The organism is Lactobacillus sp. PSON (assembly GCF_052615405.1).
Map to the genome: position 1 here is coordinate 1 of NZ_JBQXFW010000007.1, position 19,853 is coordinate 19,853.

The window sequence follows — 19,853 nt, forward strand, 5'->3', positions numbered from 1 at the left end:
CGGCATTAAGTCAATTGCATTGCGCTACTTTAATGTAGCAGGAGCTTCAAGTGATGGCACAATCGGTGAAGATCACGGTCCTGAAACTCACCTTATTCCTAACATTTTAAAGAGTGCTATTGCAGGAGATGGAAACTTTACCATCTTTGGTGATGATTATGATACTAAAGACGGCACCAATGTCCGCGACTATGTTCAAGTAGAAGACTTGATCGATGCCCACATTTTGGCACTTAAGCATGTTATGAAAACTAACAAATCTGATGTCTTTAACTTAGGGACTGCACAAGGGTATTCTAATTTAGAAATCTTGGAAGCTGCTAAGAAAGTTACTGGCATCGACATCCCTTATATCATGGGACCACGCCGCGGAGGCGACCCTGACAGCTTAGTAGCTGATTCAACTAAAGCACGTGAAGTTTTAGGTTGGAAGCCAAAGCATGAAAATGTCGATGATGTTATTGAGACTGCCTGGAAGTGGCATAAGAGCCACCCAAAGGGCTATGAAGACAAGTAATTAAACACTTTTTACTAATAAAATCAAATATTATTTTCTCCCTCAAAAAAGGCTAGTAGTAAAAAACTACTAGCCTTTTTCTTTGTTAACTAATTCTTACCAATTAATTTATTAAAGGTTTCATTAGTATTAATAACAGCTTCCATCATGCTATTTACCCATTTATTGAGTTTTTCTTCGTCATACTCATCAAGACCAACATCCGCAATATCAGCAATTCCGTTGTTATATCTCACCAATTCTTCAACCAAAGCTTGGGCAAAGTCCTTAGTATTACCATAAAAGTTTTCAATATACTTATCAACATTTTCATACGAACTTGTAATATCAGTAAAAGTACCTACAGATTTGCTAAAAATATCATTTAAATTTTTAACATCTTCTTCGTTAGGAACCGTAATCTCTTCAGAATTACCGATCTGTTCGTTTAACCTAACAGCAATATCATTTAAAACTAAATGATAATTATATAGCTGATTAAGCATCTTTACACTACGAGCATCACTTGCTTGAAATTCAACATTAATAGAATCTTCTGCCATAAAAACTCCTCTTTTCTATAACCTTTTAATTTATTTTACCCTAATCTTCTACTTCCTACAAAAAAACATTGATTTTTTACAATCAATGTATCTTTAATAATATTAATCTGTATATTTACCATCATCTTTAACAAATAAAGCAACAATAAATCCAATTATTGCCAAAATAATTGTAAAGTAAATCCCATAGTGTACACCATTAGTAAATTTAAAAGCACTAGAACCATTAATTGAATTCTTACCAATTGTCAAGAAACTAGTAACAACTGCTGTAATAACTGCTCCGACAATTTGTTGTAAAGTATTCAAAATTGCGGATCCATCTGCTGATTCAAGTCCTTTTAAAGTATTCAAAGCAGATGTTTGTGATGGTGAAAGCGCAAGTGGTGCACCAATCATTACTACAATGTGAGCCAAAATTACATACCAAATTGGACTATTCGTACTTACAAAAGCAAATAATCCTGCTCCAATTGCTGCAATCAAGAAGCCTATTCTCGCTGGCCACTTTGCACCAAAATTATCATAAAGTCTTCCTGCAACAGCTGATGTAGCAGCTGTAACCAAGCCACCTGGAAGCATAATTATTCCAGTCATTGCTACAGAAACTAATAATCCGTTTTGTAAATATTGTGGTAAAAGATATTGAATTGATAAATTAACACCAAAGTCAATCATAATCAAAATTGCACCTAACATGAAATTTTGATATTTGAATACTCGTAAATTTAATACGGGATTCTTAATTGTAAGTTGACGCTTAATGTACCAAGCTAGTGCAATAATACCAACTATTAATAAAACAATAACTTGAGCTGAACCCCAACCAGAATGGCTTGCGGAACTTGCTCCTGCAATTAGCCCTGAAAATGCAATAACAGATAAAACAATTGATAAAAAGTCAATCTTAGTTTTTGTAAGTTTATTAACATTTTTAACACAAGGAATAGCAATAATTAAGGCTATTACTAACAAAATTACAAATGAGAAAAATACCGCTTGCCATGATCCAGCAGCCAATATAAATCCGGTTACCACTGGTCCAATTGCTGGAGCAAACATAATTACTAAAGCTAAAATTCCATTAACTGTTCCTAGTTTGCTAGCTGGAAAAATAAGCATTGCAACAGTAAACATTAATGGCAAAATAATTCCTGTTCCAATCCCTTGAATCATTCTACCAATCAAAACCATTGCAAAATTAATTCCAAAACCTGAAATAAGTGAACCTAAAATAAACGCTCCTAAGCCAATAAATACTAATTGACGAGTAGTCAACCATCTTGTAAGTAAGCCTGACAAAGGAAGAAAAATTCCTAATAGCAGCATATATCCAGTTACCAACCACTGAACTGAAGATTCACCTACATTTAAAGCCTTCATAAGCTGAGGCAAGGCAACATTTAGGGCCGTTTCACTAAACATTCCCACAAATGAGCCCAATAATAATGGCAAAATTGTAAGCCATGGATGCTCTACATTCACGCGAGCTTTCATTCCACCATTTTGTGTATTATTCATTTAAAACAAAATCCTCCTTTTTGCGACGTTGATTACTATAACAGAAAAAAATTTTCTTCATAAGTGTTTTTTTAAGTAAGCGTCTCCATTTTTAATAAATAATGCACATTTCTAATTTTTCAGTCATTTTAGACAAAAAAATAAGCCGTCATCAGACGACTTATTTTGGCTAATTAATAGCCCATGTAACGTTCTCTTTCCCAATCTGAAACTGATTGAGTATATTGTGACCATTCAAGTTGCTTAGAATCAATAAAACTTTGTGATAAATGTTCACCAAGAGCATTTTGAATTAATTCATCAGCTTTTAATGCCTTAATTGCATTATGAAGAGTTGATGGAAGCGGCTTAATACCAAGTTTTGCTCTTTCTTCTTCAGTCATTTCAAAGACATTAGAAGTAATTGGGTCCATTGGCATCTTGCCTTCCTTAATTCCTTGAAGACCTGCAGTAAGACATGCTGCAAGAAGTAAGTATGGGTTAGCAGTTGGATCAGCTGAACGCATTTCAAGACGAGTACCAACTTCATTAGCATCAGGAATACGTACAAGTGGTGAACGGTTCTTTGAAGCCCATGAAATATAAACTGGTGCTTCAAAGCCAGGGATAAGACGCTTATATGAGTTAACAGTTGGATTACCAATTGCAGTAATTGCACGAGCATGTTCCAAAATACCATTCAAGAAATGAAGAGCTGTGTCAGATAAGTGGAATTCACCATTCTTGTCATAAAATACGTTCTTACCATCCTTGAAAAGTGACATGTTAGTGTGCATACCATTTCCAGCTTCACCTTGAAGAGGCTTAGCCATAAATGTAGCAAACAAGCCATGCTTTCTAGCAACTTCGCGAACAACCATCTTAAAGGTTTGTACACGATCAGCTGTAGTTAAAGCATCATCAAACTTAAAGTCAATTTCTTGTTGACCATCACCTACTTCATGGTGAGCAGCTTCAACTTCAAAGCCAATGCTTTCAAGAGTTTCAACGATATCACGACGACATCTAGCTCCCTCATCATCTGAAGTCATATCAAAGTATGAAGCATGATCTGGAACTTCAGTAGTCCAATTACCATCTTCTGCTAACTTAAACAAGTGGAATTCAGCTTCAAAACCAATTTCAAAGTCTGAAAAGCCCATATCTGTCATTTCTTTTAAAACACGTTTTAAGTTATTACGTGGGTCACCTTCAAATGGTTCACCATTAGTCTTATGCACTGAACAAATCAAACGTCCAATCTTACCACCACGTTCATCGCTCCATGGAAGAACTGACCAAGTTGAGAAGTCTGGATACAAGACCATGTCACTTTCTTCAAGACGAACAAAGCCATCAATTGAAGAACCATCAAAACGAATATCATTAGTAAGAACCTTGTCAAGTTGACTCTTTGGCACTTCTACGGCCTTAAGAGTACCATTAACATCGGTAAAAGCTAATCTCAAAAAGTGAACGTCGTTTTCTTCAACGCTCTTTCTAATATCATCTGCTGTAACTGTTTTACTCATAATTTTTCACCTAAAAATCAAATAAATGTTAAATTGATCTGGTCCTATTTAGATTTCTCTTTCTCTTTGTAGAACTTGTAAATTATACTAGCAGACCAATTCTAAAATGTCAAATTGGTCTATTGTTTTTTTATAGCCTTTACATTTTCTTAAACAAAATTAAAAAATAAGCAAAATTACTAGTTTAACAATATTTTTAATTACTATTTTTAGTATCAAAAAAGGTTGCCTTAACAGCATTAATTACTGCTAATTTAACATGGGCATAGCTTAGACCGCCTTGCATATAAACTGCATATGGGGCACGAAGTGGACCATCTGCAGAAAATTCAATTGTTGAACCAGATACGAAAGTCCCTGCTGCCATGATAACTTTATCTTCATATCCTGGCATATGATAAGCTTCTGGTCGAACAAAAGAATCAACTGGCGAATTTTTCTGGACTTGTTGCACAAACTTCTGCATTTTTTCAGGATCATTAAAAATAATAGTTTCAATCACATCGCTTCGTTGCTCATCCCAAGCCGGAGTGACATTCATGCCCATTTTGGCAAATAAACTTGCCGCAAAAATCATCCCCTTTTCAGCCATTCCTGTAACATTAGGAGAAATAAAGAAACCTTCATAAAAATCATGCAATTGATTCAATGTTGCTCCTTCATCAGTGCAGCCAGGTGCTGTTAGAGCAATTTTAGTATTTTCAACTAAATCATGCTTCCCTACAACATAACCACCCATCTTGGCAATGCCTCCACCTGCATTCTTGATTAATGACCCAGCCATAAAATCTGCTCCATATTCAGTTGGTTCATGCTTTTCAGAAAACTCTCCATAACAATTATCAATAAAAACTAAACTATTTGGACTTACCTTTTTAATAAAAGCTATCATTTCTTTAATTTGGCTTACTGTATATGTTTTTCGAGTTGAGTAGCCACGAGAACGCTGAATAGCAACAATTTTAGGTTGATCATGTTTCAAAATTTCTTCTGCTTTTTGATAATCTATTAAGCCATCAGAAGTTAACGGAACATATGAAAAATTAATTCCACGCTGAATTAGAGTTCCTTGTTTATTTGGAGTAAGACCAATCACTTCCTGCATGGTATCATAAGGCATCCCTGTTAGATAAGTTAATGTATCTCCAGCAATCAAGTTTCCGCTAAGTGCAGTAAATAAAGTATGCGTACCTGAAACAAACTGAGGACGAACAACTGCATCTTCTGTTTTAAATACATGTGCATAGATTCTATCAAGTTTATCTCTGCCTAAGTCGTCATCACCATAACCGGTTGTTCCATTCAAGTCAGCTTCAGCTACTTCTTCTTTTTGAAAAGCTTCTAAAACTTTTGCCTGATTATAAAAAATCTGCTCATCAATTTCTTTAAACTTTGGAGCAATTTCTTCATCTGCTTCATCTACTAGTTTTTGTAATTTTTCTGGAATATTAATCATTTTGCCACTTCTCCACTCTTTCTAAAATTTTTTCCTCATAATCAGTATCATTTAATGCTTCAAACCATTCTACTGGTAGCTTATTACGAAAATATGTCAGTTGTCTTTTAGCATATCTACGTGAAGAAGTTTTGAGTTGCTCAATTGCCTCTTCTAGAGTTTGCTCTTTTTCAAAATATGGGAAAAATTCCTTATATGCAATAGCCTGTAAAACTTGATATTCTTGCTTGCGATTTTCATAGATAAATTTCGCTTCATCAAGCATTCCCTTTTCCATCATTAAATCAACACGTTTATTAATTCGATCATAAATCTGACTTCTGTTAGAATTTAACCCAATAATTAAATAATCATATCGAGCTTCAATCTTTTTCTGCTGTTCAGAGAACTTTTTACCAGTACGATCGATTACTGTCAATGCACGTAAACTCCGACGGTAATTTGCAACAGGAATTTTTTCGGCAGCTTTTGGATCTTTAGTATTCAATTGTTGCCATAACTTTTCTGGACCATTTTCATTTAAGTAATCTTCCCATTTCTTAGTAATGCTAGTTTCTTCTGGAGTTTTCTCTCCTAGCTGCATTTTATTTAATAATGCATTTACATAAAATCCCGTTCCACCAACGATAATTGGTAATTTATTCTTTTTGGAAATTTCATCGATTGCTTTAGTAGCTTCATCAACAAAATCTTTAACTGAATAAGGCTGAAAAACCGACCTTGTATCTACTAAATAATGCTTAACCTTATTTTGTTCTTCTGTAGTTGCTTTGGCAGTTCCAATTGCTACTTCTTTATATACTTGCATGGAGTCTCCCGAGACGATTTCTCCATTCAATTTTTGAGCTAATTTAATAGCTACGTCAGTTTTGCCAACTGCAGTTGGACCAACTATGGCTAATACTTTTTGCATAACTTCCTTTTCCTTTTTAGACAAAAAGCACGTATGAAAAATATTCAACGTGCTTTTTTAATTAATATTTAGATGCTTTAGTGCGTCCCTTCCAGTTTTCAAAACCATCCTTTAACCAATGAATAGAAGTAAAGCCCTTCTTTTTCAAAAATCTTCCAGCTCGAAGCGTAACTGTCAAAGAATCTGAATAAAGATAAACTGGTAAATCTGGACGTAATTCCGTGTAATTGTACTTAAGCATAGTATATGGTAAATTACGCGCCCCATCAATATGCTTACGTTTAAAAGGTGCCTTTTCACGTAAATCAACGATTTGGGCTTTTCTCATACCTTCTTTAAATTCTTCATTAGTAAGAGCTCCACCAATACGTTTAGCTTGAATCTTATTCCAAGCCCAAACACCTGCAATGGCAAGAATAATAACTAATAAGACGGCATCTAAAATATATAAAAATGTCATGAGGATCTACTCCTTAAAAAAATCTATATTATATATGATACCGCTAAAAAATATTAGATTCCATGATTTTTAGGGTCTTTTTCTTTTTTAGCTTCAATTTCATGTTCATGATTCAAAACAAGCTTAGCCATCATGTAATCATGTTTATCAATTAGTCCTGCTCGATTAATATTATCAAGTTCAATTGCCATTAACTCAATATCCCAAATCCGCTTACCAACATGAACTAAAATACCATATTTTTTCAATAGCTGTTGCACATCATATAGAGTCTTCATTAGAATTTAATTACCATTCCTGTTCTAACAGTCAATACAACATAAAAAATCAATCCAGCTGCCGCTAAGACGCGCCACTTAGTATTGTATTTCTTCATAGTTCTATCACCTAGTACAATTGCAAGTAAAAATCCTGCAATGAAACCACCAATATGGCCTTGAATATCAATATTAGGCGCAAATAAATCAAGCACGATATTGATAATAGCTAAAACAAAAGCTTGTCTACCCAAATAGCTAATAATTGGATTATTCATATTACGTACACCAATTGCAGTCATTGCACCAAATAATCCAAAAAGAGCAGTAGAAGCCCCAGCACTTATTGTGGTATCACTTCCAAGTGATAAGCTTAATAAATTACCGCCAATTCCAGACAACAAATATAAAACCAAAAATCGCAAATGCCCTAACATTGGCTCCATATATTGTCCCATATAATAAATAATGACAGCATTTGAAACTAGATGTAGTACACCAATATGTAAAAATTGAGCAGTAAACAAACGCCACCATTGATGTCCTGCTACCACTGCATAGTTTTGCATAGCACCCATTTTCATTAGAGTATAACTATTTTCTGAGCCACCCATAAAAATTTCGCCAATAAATACAGCGAGCAGAACAATCAAAATGCCAAAAGTAACATAAGTATCAGTGAAATTTATTTTTCGGTTCATAAAATCCTTCTAATCAATAATTTTATTTGGAGTAATAATTACGTCAATTGGAATATCAGTATTCTCAATCTTCCAAGCAGCTCTTTCAAAAGCCATTTGAGAATTAACAAGCGCAACGGTTTTTGTAGGATACTTTGCCAAAAATCGGTCATAATATCCTCCACCAAAACCTAACCTTGCGTGAGTGCCTAAATCAAAAGCAAGTCCTGGTACAATGACCAAATCAAGCTGATTATTTATCTTGGCATTTTTATCAATTACTTCATCAACGCCAAATTTGGATTTTCCAAGATGACTTTGATAAGTATATTGCAAAAAATCTTGTGAATGTTCTAGATCATCATTAGCACGAGCAAGATAAACATCTTTTCCTTCTTCCCATAATCTAGCAATTAATTCTGAAGTATCTACTTCAATTGGCAAAGAAGAAGTTACTCCAATTGATTGACTATTTTTCCATAAGTCTGTTTTCATTAAATTTTCAAGTAGAAGTTGATCTTCTAACTTTTTTTCATCTTTATCCGCAAAGGCTTTAAGTTTTTCTATTTGTAATTTACGTAAATCTTGTTTATTCATTTTTCACCAATGCATATAACAAAAATAGCAGGCACATAGACCTGCTACTTCGGGTTTATTACTTAGTTTCACGGTGAAGTGTTACGTGTCTTTCAACAGGGCAATACTTCTTCAAAGCTAAGCGTTCTGGATGCTTACGCTTATTCTTCTTAGATAAGTAACTTCTGTCACCACATTCGGTGCATTCCAAAATGATGTTATCTGCCATTTCTTTCACCACCTACAATTTTTATTCTGACTGTATTAGAATAGCATTTTTCTGGACATTTTACCAGTCTTTTTTCTTACTTATGTAACTTAAAGTAATCTTCAACCATTGCTTTTGCTACTTGAAGAGTATAACTACCTTCTAAATCAGGGTCAAGTCCTGGAAATACCACAGCAATTGCTAATTTTGGATTCTTAGATGGAGCATATCCTACAAAAGTAGCGTTAATAAGTTCTGGTGGATTCTTTCTATTAGGATTATCTGGATCATAGTAGAAAGTTTGAGCAGTACCAGTTTTACCTGAAATTGATGGTTTTACGTCCTTCAATTTATGAGCAGTACCCCAACCGTTAGTTCCGTGAACTACACGGTAGAATCCATCACGAACCACATCAAGTTCATCTTGCGTCCAAGGAATCTTTTGTTGGACATTTGGTGTTTTATTATAATCAATATAAATCTTATTACCATCTGAACTAGTCTTACCAACCGATTGAACTACATACGGTTGCATACGGTAACCACCATTAGCAATTGTTGAAACATACTGAACTAACTGGATTGGAGTGTAAGCATCATAGTTACCATATGCCAAGTCAAGTACAGAACCTGATAAAATTTGTCCTTTATCATTAAAGGATTTACCTTGAATACCTGAAACTTCTCCTGGTAAATCAACGCCAGTTTTTTGTCCTAAACCAAACATATTAAAGTTTCTACGTAAAATTTCAAAAGCATCACTTGGCATATGAATATAGGTTTTAGGAACATACTTAGCCTTTACCCATCTTAAAGCCAATTGCATCATATAAATGTTACTTGAAACTTCCAACGCACTTGGAGCATCTAATGAACTAAATGTACCTACAGGGTAGACTGATTTTTTAACAGGGGAACCTGGTAAATAAATTGCTGTATCAGGCATAGTATTATTTGTTGGTGTAATAATATTATTAATTAAACCACCAGAAACAGTAGCTCCTTTAACAACTGATCCCATAACAAAAGATTGATTAATTGCACCTAGTGCGTTATCAGTTATCTTATTTGTTTTAGGGTTTCTATTCAAACCAGCAATTGCCAAGAGAGCTCCAGTTTTTGGATTCATTGCAATTGCATAAGCTCCGTTAGAATACTTAGCTGCACCAGCATTTAAAGCTGAATTATAAACACTCTTTAAAGTCGATTGAACTTCTTTTTGATATTTAGCATCAATTGTAAGCATCAAACTTGCACCTGCTTGACCCTTATAAACACTTTTGGTTTGCTGAATATCTCCATTTGCTTTAGTTTGAACTTCACTAGTTGACTTAGTACCTTTTAAAAGAGGCTCGTATTCTTCTTCTAAATAAGAAGTACCTACACGATCATTTCTAGAATAACCTTGAGTTAAATAATATTGTAAGTTGTCACTAGGTAAACCTGATTTTTCAGTAGAAACAGAACCTATGATACTTTGAATTGAAGACCCATTTGGATAAGAACGCTGCCAATCTGTACCAATACCTACACCTGGAAGATCTGATAAGTGTTCACCTACTTGAGCAATCTCTTTATTTGTCAAACCTTTATTTTTGATATAAATTGTTGACAAGGTGTAAGCACCAGAAATTTTATTAAAAATCATAGCAGCTGTTTTTTGTCTTTCAGTTAATTTAATATTTTGTTTTTTAACTTGATTATCCAAGTTTTGATTTATTTGAGCTTGAGTTAATTTATCACTATCTTTTTGAGCAGCTGGTAGTTTTGCCAGTTCTTCTTTGGAATTAACCGGATCAGCCAAATAATAATCTATTGTCTGCTGCTCGGTCGGTTTTTCATCAGTAATTTTTATATAATTACTCAAAGCGTTCGAAATCTTGTATACTTGTTCAGACGAAGTCGATGCACCTTTAGTATAAGTAATGGCATTATTAGCTTTATTACCTACTAAGACGCGCCCCTTAGCATCATACATGACGCCACGGGGAACTTGACTTGAAACAACTGTCGAATCAGACTTTTGGACTTCAGACTTGAAGCGTGACCCATATGCCAGTTGCAAATATGCAAGTTGACCAATAAGAGTTGCAAAAAGTATGAAGATAATTCCAAGAATGATTCTCATTCTAATTGGTGTTGAGGCCTGTTTATTTGAACCAGTGCCACTGTTTTTTCTAAAATAATTCACGTGTTATCTTCCCTCACTAAACAGAAACATTTTAACAAAAAGTACCTAACAATTCTATAATCTATAAGGAGCTTTGATAAATTTTAATATGATTCAACAAAAATTTAAAACTTTATTTTTTAATTTATTCAACAAAAAAACTATCTTTTATTATTGTAGTTTCTTCATTCCGTTTTTTGCCTTTTTTGGCTATTTTTTACTAAATAATTGTAACATTTTAACCGTTGATCTTGGTCAGCAATATATTGATTTTTTTGCTTTTTTAAAGCATAGCTTTACTTCTCCTTTAAATTTTATTTATAGCTTTCAAAATGGACTTGGTTCATCTATGTTAGCTACAAGTAGTTATTATTTACTTAGCCCATTTAATTTATTATTTATCTTTTTTAATTCAAAAAATCTTCCAAGTGCGGTTTTATTAATTATCTCTTTAAAAATCAGCTTTTGTGGGTTTAGTAGTTTTTATTATTGGAACAAGAAAAATAATAAATTTGCTGCACTTGGTGCAAGTTCAGTATATGCACTTTCAGGCTATATTATTGCAAATCATTTTAACTTAATGTGGTTAGATTCAGCAATTCTTTTGCCTTTTCTTATTCGTGCAATTGATAAAAATTTAAACAAACAAAAAAATCATTTGATTTTAGTAACTTTTTTATTATGGTTTACTAATTTTTATACTGGATTTATGGCATTGTTTTTTGGCTTTTTATATTTTCTAAGTCAAATTTATTTTTTCAATGACAAAGTCAAACTTTTTTTAAATTATTTAAAAAATAGTATCTCTGGGTCATTTTTGGCTTCATTCACATTATTGCCAACATTTTTTGAAATGCTAACTGGAAAAGCAACTACTAGCACTGATTTTTCATGGGGATTCCAATTTGCTCCTTATGAGCAAATTTTAAAATTAAGTGATGGCGCCTATAATTTTCAAGAGATGGAATCCGGTCTCCCTAATATTTTTATTACAATGCCATTTTTACTTTTAGTAATAGCTTATTTCTTAAGTAAAAATATCCCTTGGAAAAATAAACTTTCTAATGGAGTACTATTCATATTTTTAACAGCATCTTTATTCTGGACACCATTAGTTTTACTTTGGCATATGGGACAATTTCCAGTATGGTATCCTGGACGTTTCAGTTTTATTTGGATATTTTTTGCACTCAATTTAGGTATGATATTTTTGCAAGAAAAAACTCCTCTTCTTTTATGGCAAAAAATATTTATTACTCTCATTGCACTATCTCTAATAATTTATTGGACATTTAATCAAGAAAATTCTTCTTATATAACCCATACAAATTTAATTATTTCTGGACTTTTCTTAATAGCTGGAATTTTATTTCTCACTTTTATTTATGGATATAGTAAATTTAGTGCACAATTTCTTGCTACAAGTGTAATTTTAGAAATTATAATTAACATGATTTTGTCTTTAAATAATCTTTCCTATCAAAAAAATACTGATTATCAAAATTTTACCCAAAATACTACTAATTTAACATCATATTTAAATAAATACGATTCAGAATTATATCGCACAGAAAAAACTTTCTATCGTTCTGACGATGATCCATTCACCGCCAACTACAATGGAATTACTAATTTTAACTCTATTAGCAATCAAAAAGTATTAACACTTTTAGCTAATTTAGGGTATCTTCATAATAGTAATTCTTATACTAATTTTGGTGGAACTCTATTAACTGATGATTTACTTGGAATTAGATATTATATTGAGCCCAATTACGTTGCTGAAAATATTAAAAAATCACAAAAAATGTCCTTTAATAATCTTAACCACCGTTTAGATTTAGACAACTACCATTTAGTACATGAATTTCCTCAGTTACTTTTGCTTAAAAATGCTAACACACTTCCATTAGCGTTTTTAACCAACTCGCAAAATCACAAACCACATCTTTTCACGAATGCTCCAATAACTAATCAAGAACGACTATATAGATATATAACTAATAATGATGAACAACTTTTTACCAGAATTATCCTTCCAAATGGACAACTGACGAATTTAAGTGAAACTCCCGGCAACTGGATGGAATATTCTAAGAAACAGAAAACTAAAGCAAGTAAAATCAGCTTCAATATAAAACTTAAAACTAATGACTCATATTATCTTGAATTACCTGCCACTTTAAGCGCACAAGATTGCAGTCTTTTTGTTAACGGCGCTGAAATAGTTATGGAAACTCGTGACAGCCAAGCTAGACTAATTAATGTGGCTAACAATCAAAAAGGACAAAACTTACATATTGTATTTAATCCTAAAAATCCTACTCTAAATCTCTCTGAGCTTAGTCTATGGCACTTACAAACCCAAAAATTAAATAAGTCAATGCAAGAATTTAATAAATATCAACCTAAAATCAAGCAAATCAATCCTATAGTTTTATCTGCTTTTGTCAAAACAAAAAAGTCAAAAACTCTAGCTACAACTATTCCTTATAGTAAAAATTGGCTAGTTTTTGATAATGGTCATCTATTAAAATTGCAATCATTTGTAGATACTTTTTTAAGTGTGCATATTAATAAAGGCAGCCATCAAATTATCTTTGTCTATATTCCTTTTGCATTAATTGTTGGACTATTTTTATCTCTAATTACTCTAATAATATTAAGAAAGACAAAAGTTTAGTACTTGATAACGCTAACAAAACAAATTTTACTAGACCTAGAACATTGTTTTGTAATAAAATGTATACGTTCACAATAAATTTAATATGGAAAGAAGATTAGTTATGACTCTTAAATACCAAATTGGTGTCGATGCAGGTGGTACTCACTCTACTGCTATTGCTTATGATTTAGACGGTAAGGAACTTGGACGCGCAGAAAGCGGTCCAGGTCAAATTAATACTGATTATGAAGCGGGTATTAATAATATTGCTAGTGCAGTAAATGAATTATTAGATAAAATTGACGGCGATTGTATGCGTGTTCTTGCAGGTATCTCTGGACTTTCAGTTGTTGGTAACGCACCAGAAGTAGCTGCAACAATTTCTTCAAAAATCAATAATCTACCAACTCGTGCAATTACAGACTCACTTTTAGCTCTTTATAGTGGTCTTGAAGGTGATGACGGTGCTTTAGTTATTGCTGGTACTGGTTCAGTATTTAATGGCCTTCAAAACGGTCACCTTATTGCTGTTGGTGGTTATGGTGCTATTTTAGGTGATGAAGGTAGTGGTTATGCAATTGCTAAAAGTGCTATGCAATCTGCCCTTCTTAGCTGGGACAAGCGTGAAGATAACGCTCTTATTCCAATGTTTACTAAGCTTTTCGGTGTTGAACATATGGATGAATGTAATGCTAAATTCTATAAGATGGCTAACTCAGAAGTAGCTTCAATGGCTGTTCATGTTGCAAAGCTTGCCGATAATGGCGACCCTGATGCAACCAAGATTATTGAAGAACAAGCTCATCTTTTAGCACGTGATATTATTATTGGTCTTGACAGATATGAAGATCCTAAGCCAATGAAGATTGCATTAACTGGTTCAGTTTTAGCTAATAATGCTATGATGCGTGGTTTAATTGAAGATGAAGTTAAAGCTAAATACCCAGATGCTATCTTCTCAGTATCAAATGGTGAAAATGCTCGTGGCGTAATGTACGATAAGAGTAAAGACTATCGTTACTTCACTAACCACGAAGACCGTTAATTGTTAATTAATGTAAACAAAAAACATGGTGAAAAAATCACCATGTTTTTTGTTTTGTAAATTATTTATCTGCTTAAATCTTCTAAGTGTTGCTTAATTTTATCAGCTGAACTTTCAAGTTTTTCATGTTCATCACTTGTTAATTTAAGTTCAACTAATTCTTCAATTCCATCACGACCAATGATTGCTGGATAGCCAATGTATGTCTTAAATTCTGGATTATAAACTGATACTGGTGCATAAAGTCTTGCATCACTAAAAACAGCTTCAACTAATTTTACTGCACAAGTAGCAATTGCGTAACTAGTATAACCTTTACCATTTGCTACAATAAAAGAGTTTTTATTTGATTGTGCACTAATTTTTTGTTGTTGATCTTCTGTAAACAATTGCAAGGCCATCTTGTTATTCACTCTTACAGTTGACCAAGCAGTAAACTGTGAAGAACCATGTTCTCCTAATACTAATCCTTCAACATTACGAGGATCTTGCATCAATTCTTCCCCTACAATTCTTTGCATTCTAGCAGTGTCAAGGAAAGTTCCTGTACCAAATACACGATTCTTTTTAAGACCAGTAGTTTCTTGTAAAATTGAAGTTACTGCATCACAAGGATTAGAAATATTAATTAAAACCCCATGAAAACCCGAGTCTTTAATCTTTTCACCGACTTCACGAGCGTTTTTGGCGTTTAAACTAAATTCACCAAAACGATCATTATTTTTTACACTAGCTGCAATATCACCAAATGCAGTTACAATAATATCTGCATCCTCTAATGCATCCCAATCTTGTTGAATAACATTTACATAATAATTATTGCGAGCTAAAGTATCATGTAAATCATTATATTCTGCATTTACCTTATCTTCATTTTTATCAAATAAAACTAAATCATCGACAATTCCATGAGTAAACAATGTATAAGCAACAGTTGCACCTACATGTCCCATTCCAATAATTCCAACTTTTCTCATAATAGTTTCCTTTCTAACTTACATAAATAATAAAAAATGGACAAGGTTCACCCTTGTCCATTTTTTTAAGCCTTAACTTCATTAATAACTACGTCAAACTTACCACCTGGAGTAGTAATGGACACAGTTTCACCCTTCTTCTTACCTAAAAGAGCTTTAGCAATTGGTGAATCATTAGAAATCTTACCATTCAATGGATCTGATTCATCACTACCTACAATAGTGTAAGTCTCTGGGTCATCTTCTCCAACTTCAGTATAAGTAATAGTTTTACCAACTGCTACTTCATCAGGTGCTACTGCATCAGCATCAACAACTTGTGCATACTTAAGCATTTCTTCAACTTGGGCAATACGGTCTTCCAAGTGACTTTGTTCATCCTTAGCTGCATCGTATTCTGAGTTTTCAGATAAATCACCATATGAACGAGCTACCTTAATACGTTGAATAACTTCAGGACGCTTAACTAACTTTAGATCTTTTAATTCTGCTTCAAGTTTTTCTTTACCTTCAGCAGTCATTGGAAATGATTTTTCAGCCATAAATTATTCTCCTTAGAAATTGAAATTAATAATTCTTTATGCACTGATAGATGATATTAGTTTAGACTAAGATTGTCAACTACTAACGGATTTTTGCTTCAAGATCATTCTTGAGAGCTACCATAATATCATCCATTGCCTTATTTACAACTTCATCTGTTAATGTATCCTTTTCATTCAAGAAGGTCAAGTTATAAGCTAAACTCTTCTTATGAGCTTCAATATGATTACCTGCATAAACATCAATCACCTTAAGGCTAACTAGATACTTACCACCATTAGATTTAATAACATTTTCAATATCTTGGTTAGTAACGTCTTTGTTTACTAAGATAGAAAGGTCACGTTCAATTGCTGGGAATTTTGGTGCGGCTTTAGCAGTCATTCCCTTAGTAAGCATAGGAATAATAGTATCCAAATCTAATTCATAACCATAGATTTCACTTCCACGCGTTGCTTTTTCAAACATGGTAATTCTATGAGCAATCATACCAATCATTCCAACATATTGCTTATCAATATAAATTGCTGCAGTTCTAGTTGGATGCATACCCGGAATTTGTGCAGCTTGATATTCTATTCTATTTTCATCAATACCAATTGCAGTAAATAAATTAGTTAATTGACCCTTAACAAAGTAGAAATCAACTTTTTGATTTACATGTTGCCAATTATCTGTAAAAGTATTGCCAGAATAAAGTGCAGCTAAGTGTTCATGTTCATTGAAAGTACCATTTTCAAAATCATAAACACGACCTTGCTCATAAAGAGCCAATTCTTTTTGTTTACGAGCCATATTGTAACTAGCCGCATCCATCAAACCGGTCATCAAGTTTTCACGCATTGCGCTTCTGCTTGAATTAAGTGGCATCTCAACTTCAACTAATGGTTTTTGATCCTTGGTATAACGAAGAGCTTTTTCTGGTGAAGTAAGTGAGTAAGAAATTGCTTCCATTAAACCTTGTCCTTCAACAATTTGCTTCATTCGACGCATCATCTCTTCAGTTTCTGAATAGCCACCGTGAGTTTCTGCAAGAAGAGGTTGAGTTGATTCCAAATTATCATAACCATAAATTCGTCCAACTTCTTCAACTAAGTCCGCTGGAATAGAAATGTCCCATCTTCTATTAGGAACATTAACAATTAATTTACCATTGTCAATTTTTGCTTCAAAATTCAAACGATTAAAAATTTCAAGCATTTCATCATTTGAAATTTTAGTTCCTAAAACTTTATTAATGTAATCTGGAGTTGTCGTAATGACTACTGGTTCACGCTTTTGATCACTTGCTTTAATAATACCTTCTTCAATTGTAGCTTCAGCATCATTTCTTAATAAAAGAGCAGCCATATTAATAGCCTTTTCGGTATTGTCCCAGTTTACGCCTTTTTCATAGCGACTTGAAGCTTCTGTACGGTTAGCATGACGAAGGGCAGATTTTCTAACTAAAGTTGGATCAAAAATTGCTGATTCTAAAATTACATCAGTAGTATCATCAGTAATTTCTGAGTTAAGACCACCCATTACTCCAGCCATCATTACTGGCTTTTCACCATCAGTAATAACAATATCGCGTTCATCTAAATCAACTTCTTTATCATTTAGAAGAGTTAATTTTTCACCTTTATTTGCTTTTCTGACTTCAAGCTTACCATTTTCAAAAGCACGTGCATCATAAGCATGCATTGGTTGACCAGTTAAAAGCATTACATAATTAGTCACGTCCACTACATTATTAATTGGACGAATACCTGCATTCCAAAGTCTACGTTGCATCCAAAGTGGACTTTCTGCTACTTTTACCCCAGTTAATTTACGTAAGTAGAATTTAGGGGCAAGTTTTTCATCAACAGTTGCAGCAAGTTGATTACTCCAAGGAGTGCCGTCTTCTTTTAAAACAACTTCTTCAATCTTAGGCTTTTGTTCAACAATTGCACCAACTTCATAAGCTGCACCTTCCATTGATAAAGTATCAGCACGATTAGGAGTAATATCAAAATCTAAAATGTAGTCATTCATGCCAAGTGCATCATAAACTTCTTCACCAGGCTTAACATCCGCATCTTCTGGGAAAACAAAAATACCGTCAGCATATTTTTCAGGGACAACACTATCGCTAAAGCCAATTTCTTGTAATCCACAAATCATACCATTACTCTTGATACCGCGGATTTTACCACGCTTAATTTTTTCATTACCGGCAATTCTTGCACCATGAAGAGCAACAATAACATTTTCTCCAGCAGCTACATTAGGAGCTCCGCAGACGATTTGAATTGGTTCTTCTTCACCAATATCTACCATACATCTATGTAAGTGAGTACCTTCTACTGCTTCACATTCTTCAACATGACCTACTACAAGTTTTTTAAGACCTTCGGATGGATGAATTACATCAGCAATTTCAACACCTGTACGGGTAATTTTTTCAGCTAAATCTTTTGGATCTTCATTTAAATCAAGAAAATCTTGTAACCAATTGTAAGAAACTAACATTAATTTCCCTCCTTGCGGAATTGTTCTAAGAAACGAACGTCATTAGTGTAAAAGTCACGAATATCGTCAATGCCATACTTCAAAATAGCAAAACGATCAAGTCCAAGACCAAATGCAAATCCACCATAAACGTTTGAATCAACACCAGCATTTTCTAAAACATTAGGGTGAACCATACCAGCTCCTAATACTTCAATCCAACCAGTGTACTTGCAGACAGGACAACCTTTACCATCACAATTAAAGCAAGATACATCCATTTCAACTGATGGTTCAGTAAATGGGAAGTAACTTGGACGAAGACGAGTTTCACGATCTTGACCAAATACATGTTTAGCAATCATGTCTAAAGTTCCCTTAAGATCACTCATAGTAACATTTTTGTCAATTACTAAACCTTCCATTTGCATGAATTGATGTGAGTGAGTCGCATCATCATCATCTCTTCTATATACCTTACCTGGACCTACCATCTTAAGAGGACCTTTAGAAAAATCATGCTTTTCTAAAACTCTAGCTTGATCACCTGAAGTTTGGGTTCTGAGCAAGTTTTCATTATCAATATAAAATGTTGCTTGCATATCACGTGCTGGGTGATCTTTTGGCAAGTTCATCATTTCAAAAACATAGTGGTCAGTTTCAATTTCTGGGCCTTGCACAACTTTATAACCCATTCCGATGAAGTAACTTTCCAAATCATCCAAAATAATATTAATTGGGTGTTTTGAACCAAGGTGAGCTTTTCTACCAGGCAAAGTTACATCAATTTTTTCTTCTTCAAGGCGCTTTTTAATAAGAGCTTGAACAATACTTTCCTTTGCCTCATCTAACTGAGCGTTAAATAAATCACGTAATTCATTAACTTTTTGTCCAACTTCTCGACGATTTTCAGGTGCAACTTCTTTCATCGAGTGCAAAATTTTAGTTAGTTCACCTTTTTTACCAACAAGCTCAACACGAACTTCATTTAACTTCTTTTCATCAGTAGCCTTTTTAATATCATTAAGGCCCTCTTCCTTAAGTTCTTTTAACTTATCAAATAAGTCCATAAACATTTCCTTTCAAATAAAAAAAGCTTCATCCCAAATAGGGACGAAGCTTCGCGGTACCACCCTTGTTTAGGTGCATAAAAACACCTACACTCAAGATTTCGATAACGGTGAAATACCGGAATTGATTAGATTCTACTCCCAAGATGAAATTCACAGACTCTTCTTAAGTTTTCCTTTCAGCTAATTAAAAAACCTCTCTGAATAAGAATCATCTGCTACTAGTCTTGATCTTAGTAATTAAATAATAGGATACGGCTTTTTTCT

Annotated in this window: 18 protein-coding genes and 1 other annotated feature; of the genes, 3 read left to right on the forward strand and 15 right to left on the reverse strand. The window is 33.5% G+C overall.

The window, feature by feature from the left end:
• On the forward strand, nucleotides 1–517 hold a 517-nt coding region (locus tag ACTHPI_RS07020; protein ID WP_445353460.1), incomplete at its 5' end, for an NAD-dependent epimerase/dehydratase family protein.
• Between the two features lie 89 nt (nucleotides 518–606).
• Here the strand turns inward: ACTHPI_RS07020 and ACTHPI_RS07025 are convergent.
• The 11 genes from ACTHPI_RS07025 to ACTHPI_RS07075 form a co-directional block, all read right to left on the reverse strand.
• A complete protein-coding gene (locus ACTHPI_RS07025) occupies nucleotides 607–1,059 on the reverse strand; it encodes a hypothetical protein (RefSeq protein ID WP_445353461.1) in 453 nt (150 codons plus the stop codon).
• 102 nt (nucleotides 1,060–1,161) lie between these two features.
• Complete coding sequence (locus tag ACTHPI_RS07030) at nucleotides 1,162–2,580, reverse strand: DHA2 family efflux MFS transporter permease subunit (protein WP_445353462.1); 1,419 nt, start codon at nucleotides 2,578–2,580, stop codon at nucleotides 1,162–1,164.
• A 173-nt stretch (nucleotides 2,581–2,753) separates the two neighbouring features.
• Nucleotides 2,754–4,091: a type I glutamate--ammonia ligase gene (glnA, locus tag ACTHPI_RS07035; protein WP_445353463.1), complete on the reverse strand. Its 1,338-nt coding sequence runs from the start codon at nucleotides 4,089–4,091 to the stop codon at nucleotides 2,754–2,756.
• A 196-nt stretch (nucleotides 4,092–4,287) separates the two neighbouring features.
• On the reverse strand, nucleotides 4,288–5,547 hold the full coding sequence (locus tag ACTHPI_RS07040; protein WP_445353464.1) for a methionine gamma-lyase family protein: 1,260 nt from the start codon (nucleotides 5,545–5,547) through the stop codon (nucleotides 4,288–4,290).
• On the reverse strand, nucleotides 5,540–6,460 hold the full coding sequence (gene miaA / locus ACTHPI_RS07045; RefSeq protein ID WP_445353465.1) for a tRNA (adenosine(37)-N6)-dimethylallyltransferase MiaA: 921 nt from the start codon (nucleotides 6,458–6,460) through the stop codon (nucleotides 5,540–5,542). Before miaA ends, ACTHPI_RS07040 begins: the two co-directional genes overlap by 8 nt.
• 61 nt (nucleotides 6,461–6,521) lie before the next feature.
• Entirely contained in the window at nucleotides 6,522–6,920 is a 399-nt protein-coding gene (locus ACTHPI_RS07050; protein ID WP_445353466.1) for a rhodanese-like domain-containing protein, read from the reverse strand.
• Between the two features lie 53 nt (nucleotides 6,921–6,973).
• Complete coding sequence (locus tag ACTHPI_RS07055; protein ID WP_445353467.1) at nucleotides 6,974–7,198, reverse strand: YqgQ family protein; 225 nt, start codon at nucleotides 7,196–7,198, stop codon at nucleotides 6,974–6,976.
• Nucleotides 7,198–7,878, reverse strand: a complete 681-nt coding sequence (locus ACTHPI_RS07060; protein WP_445353468.1) for a rhomboid family intramembrane serine protease — start codon at nucleotides 7,876–7,878, stop codon at nucleotides 7,198–7,200. Before ACTHPI_RS07060 ends, ACTHPI_RS07055 begins: the two co-directional genes overlap by 1 nt.
• 9 nt (nucleotides 7,879–7,887) lie before the next feature.
• Nucleotides 7,888–8,454, reverse strand: coding sequence for a 5-formyltetrahydrofolate cyclo-ligase (locus ACTHPI_RS07065; RefSeq protein WP_445353469.1), 567 nt, complete (start codon nucleotides 8,452–8,454; stop codon nucleotides 7,888–7,890).
• Nucleotides 8,455–8,512: 58 nt separating this feature from the next.
• The gene (gene rpmG, locus ACTHPI_RS07070) at nucleotides 8,513–8,662 is read right to left on the reverse strand and encodes a 50S ribosomal protein L33 (RefSeq protein ID WP_144355530.1); all 150 of its coding nucleotides are present in this window, start codon (nucleotides 8,660–8,662) and stop codon (nucleotides 8,513–8,515) included.
• A 76-nt stretch (nucleotides 8,663–8,738) separates the two neighbouring features.
• The gene (locus ACTHPI_RS07075) at nucleotides 8,739–10,832 is read right to left on the reverse strand and encodes a peptidoglycan D,D-transpeptidase FtsI family protein (RefSeq protein WP_445353470.1); all 2,094 of its coding nucleotides are present in this window, start codon (nucleotides 10,830–10,832) and stop codon (nucleotides 8,739–8,741) included.
• 88 nt (nucleotides 10,833–10,920) lie between these two features.
• On the opposite strand from ACTHPI_RS07075, the gene ACTHPI_RS07080 reads away from it, so the two are divergent.
• Both ACTHPI_RS07080 and ACTHPI_RS07085 read left to right on the forward strand, forming a co-directional pair.
• Entirely contained in the window at nucleotides 10,921–13,494 is a 2,574-nt protein-coding gene (locus tag ACTHPI_RS07080; protein WP_445353540.1) for a YfhO family protein, read from the forward strand.
• A gap of 103 nt (nucleotides 13,495–13,597) precedes the next feature.
• Nucleotides 13,598–14,521 (forward strand): N-acetylglucosamine kinase, encoded by a 924-nt coding sequence (locus tag ACTHPI_RS07085; RefSeq protein ID WP_445353471.1) that lies wholly within the window; start codon nucleotides 13,598–13,600, stop codon nucleotides 14,519–14,521.
• Between the two features lie 65 nt (nucleotides 14,522–14,586).
• On the opposite strand, the gene ACTHPI_RS07090 is transcribed toward ACTHPI_RS07085, so the two are convergent.
• The 4 genes from ACTHPI_RS07090 to pheS form a co-directional block, all read right to left on the reverse strand.
• A complete protein-coding gene (locus ACTHPI_RS07090) occupies nucleotides 14,587–15,498 on the reverse strand; it encodes an L-lactate dehydrogenase (protein ID WP_445353472.1) in 912 nt (303 codons plus the stop codon).
• A gap of 65 nt (nucleotides 15,499–15,563) precedes the next feature.
• Nucleotides 15,564–16,040, reverse strand: a complete 477-nt coding sequence (gene greA, locus ACTHPI_RS07095; protein ID WP_144355534.1) for a transcription elongation factor GreA — start codon at nucleotides 16,038–16,040, stop codon at nucleotides 15,564–15,566.
• Between the two features lie 82 nt (nucleotides 16,041–16,122).
• Entirely contained in the window at nucleotides 16,123–18,537 is a 2,415-nt protein-coding gene (gene pheT / locus ACTHPI_RS07100; protein ID WP_445353473.1) for a phenylalanine--tRNA ligase subunit beta, read from the reverse strand.
• Nucleotides 18,537–19,586, reverse strand: a complete 1,050-nt coding sequence (pheS, locus tag ACTHPI_RS07105) for a phenylalanine--tRNA ligase subunit alpha (RefSeq protein WP_445353474.1) — start codon at nucleotides 19,584–19,586, stop codon at nucleotides 18,537–18,539. The genes pheT and pheS overlap by 1 nt, the downstream gene beginning before the upstream one ends.
• Nucleotides 19,587–19,622: 36 nt before the next feature.
• Nucleotides 19,623–19,830 (reverse strand) — a binding site (T-box leader).
• Nucleotides 19,831–19,853: the final 23 nt, after the last annotated feature.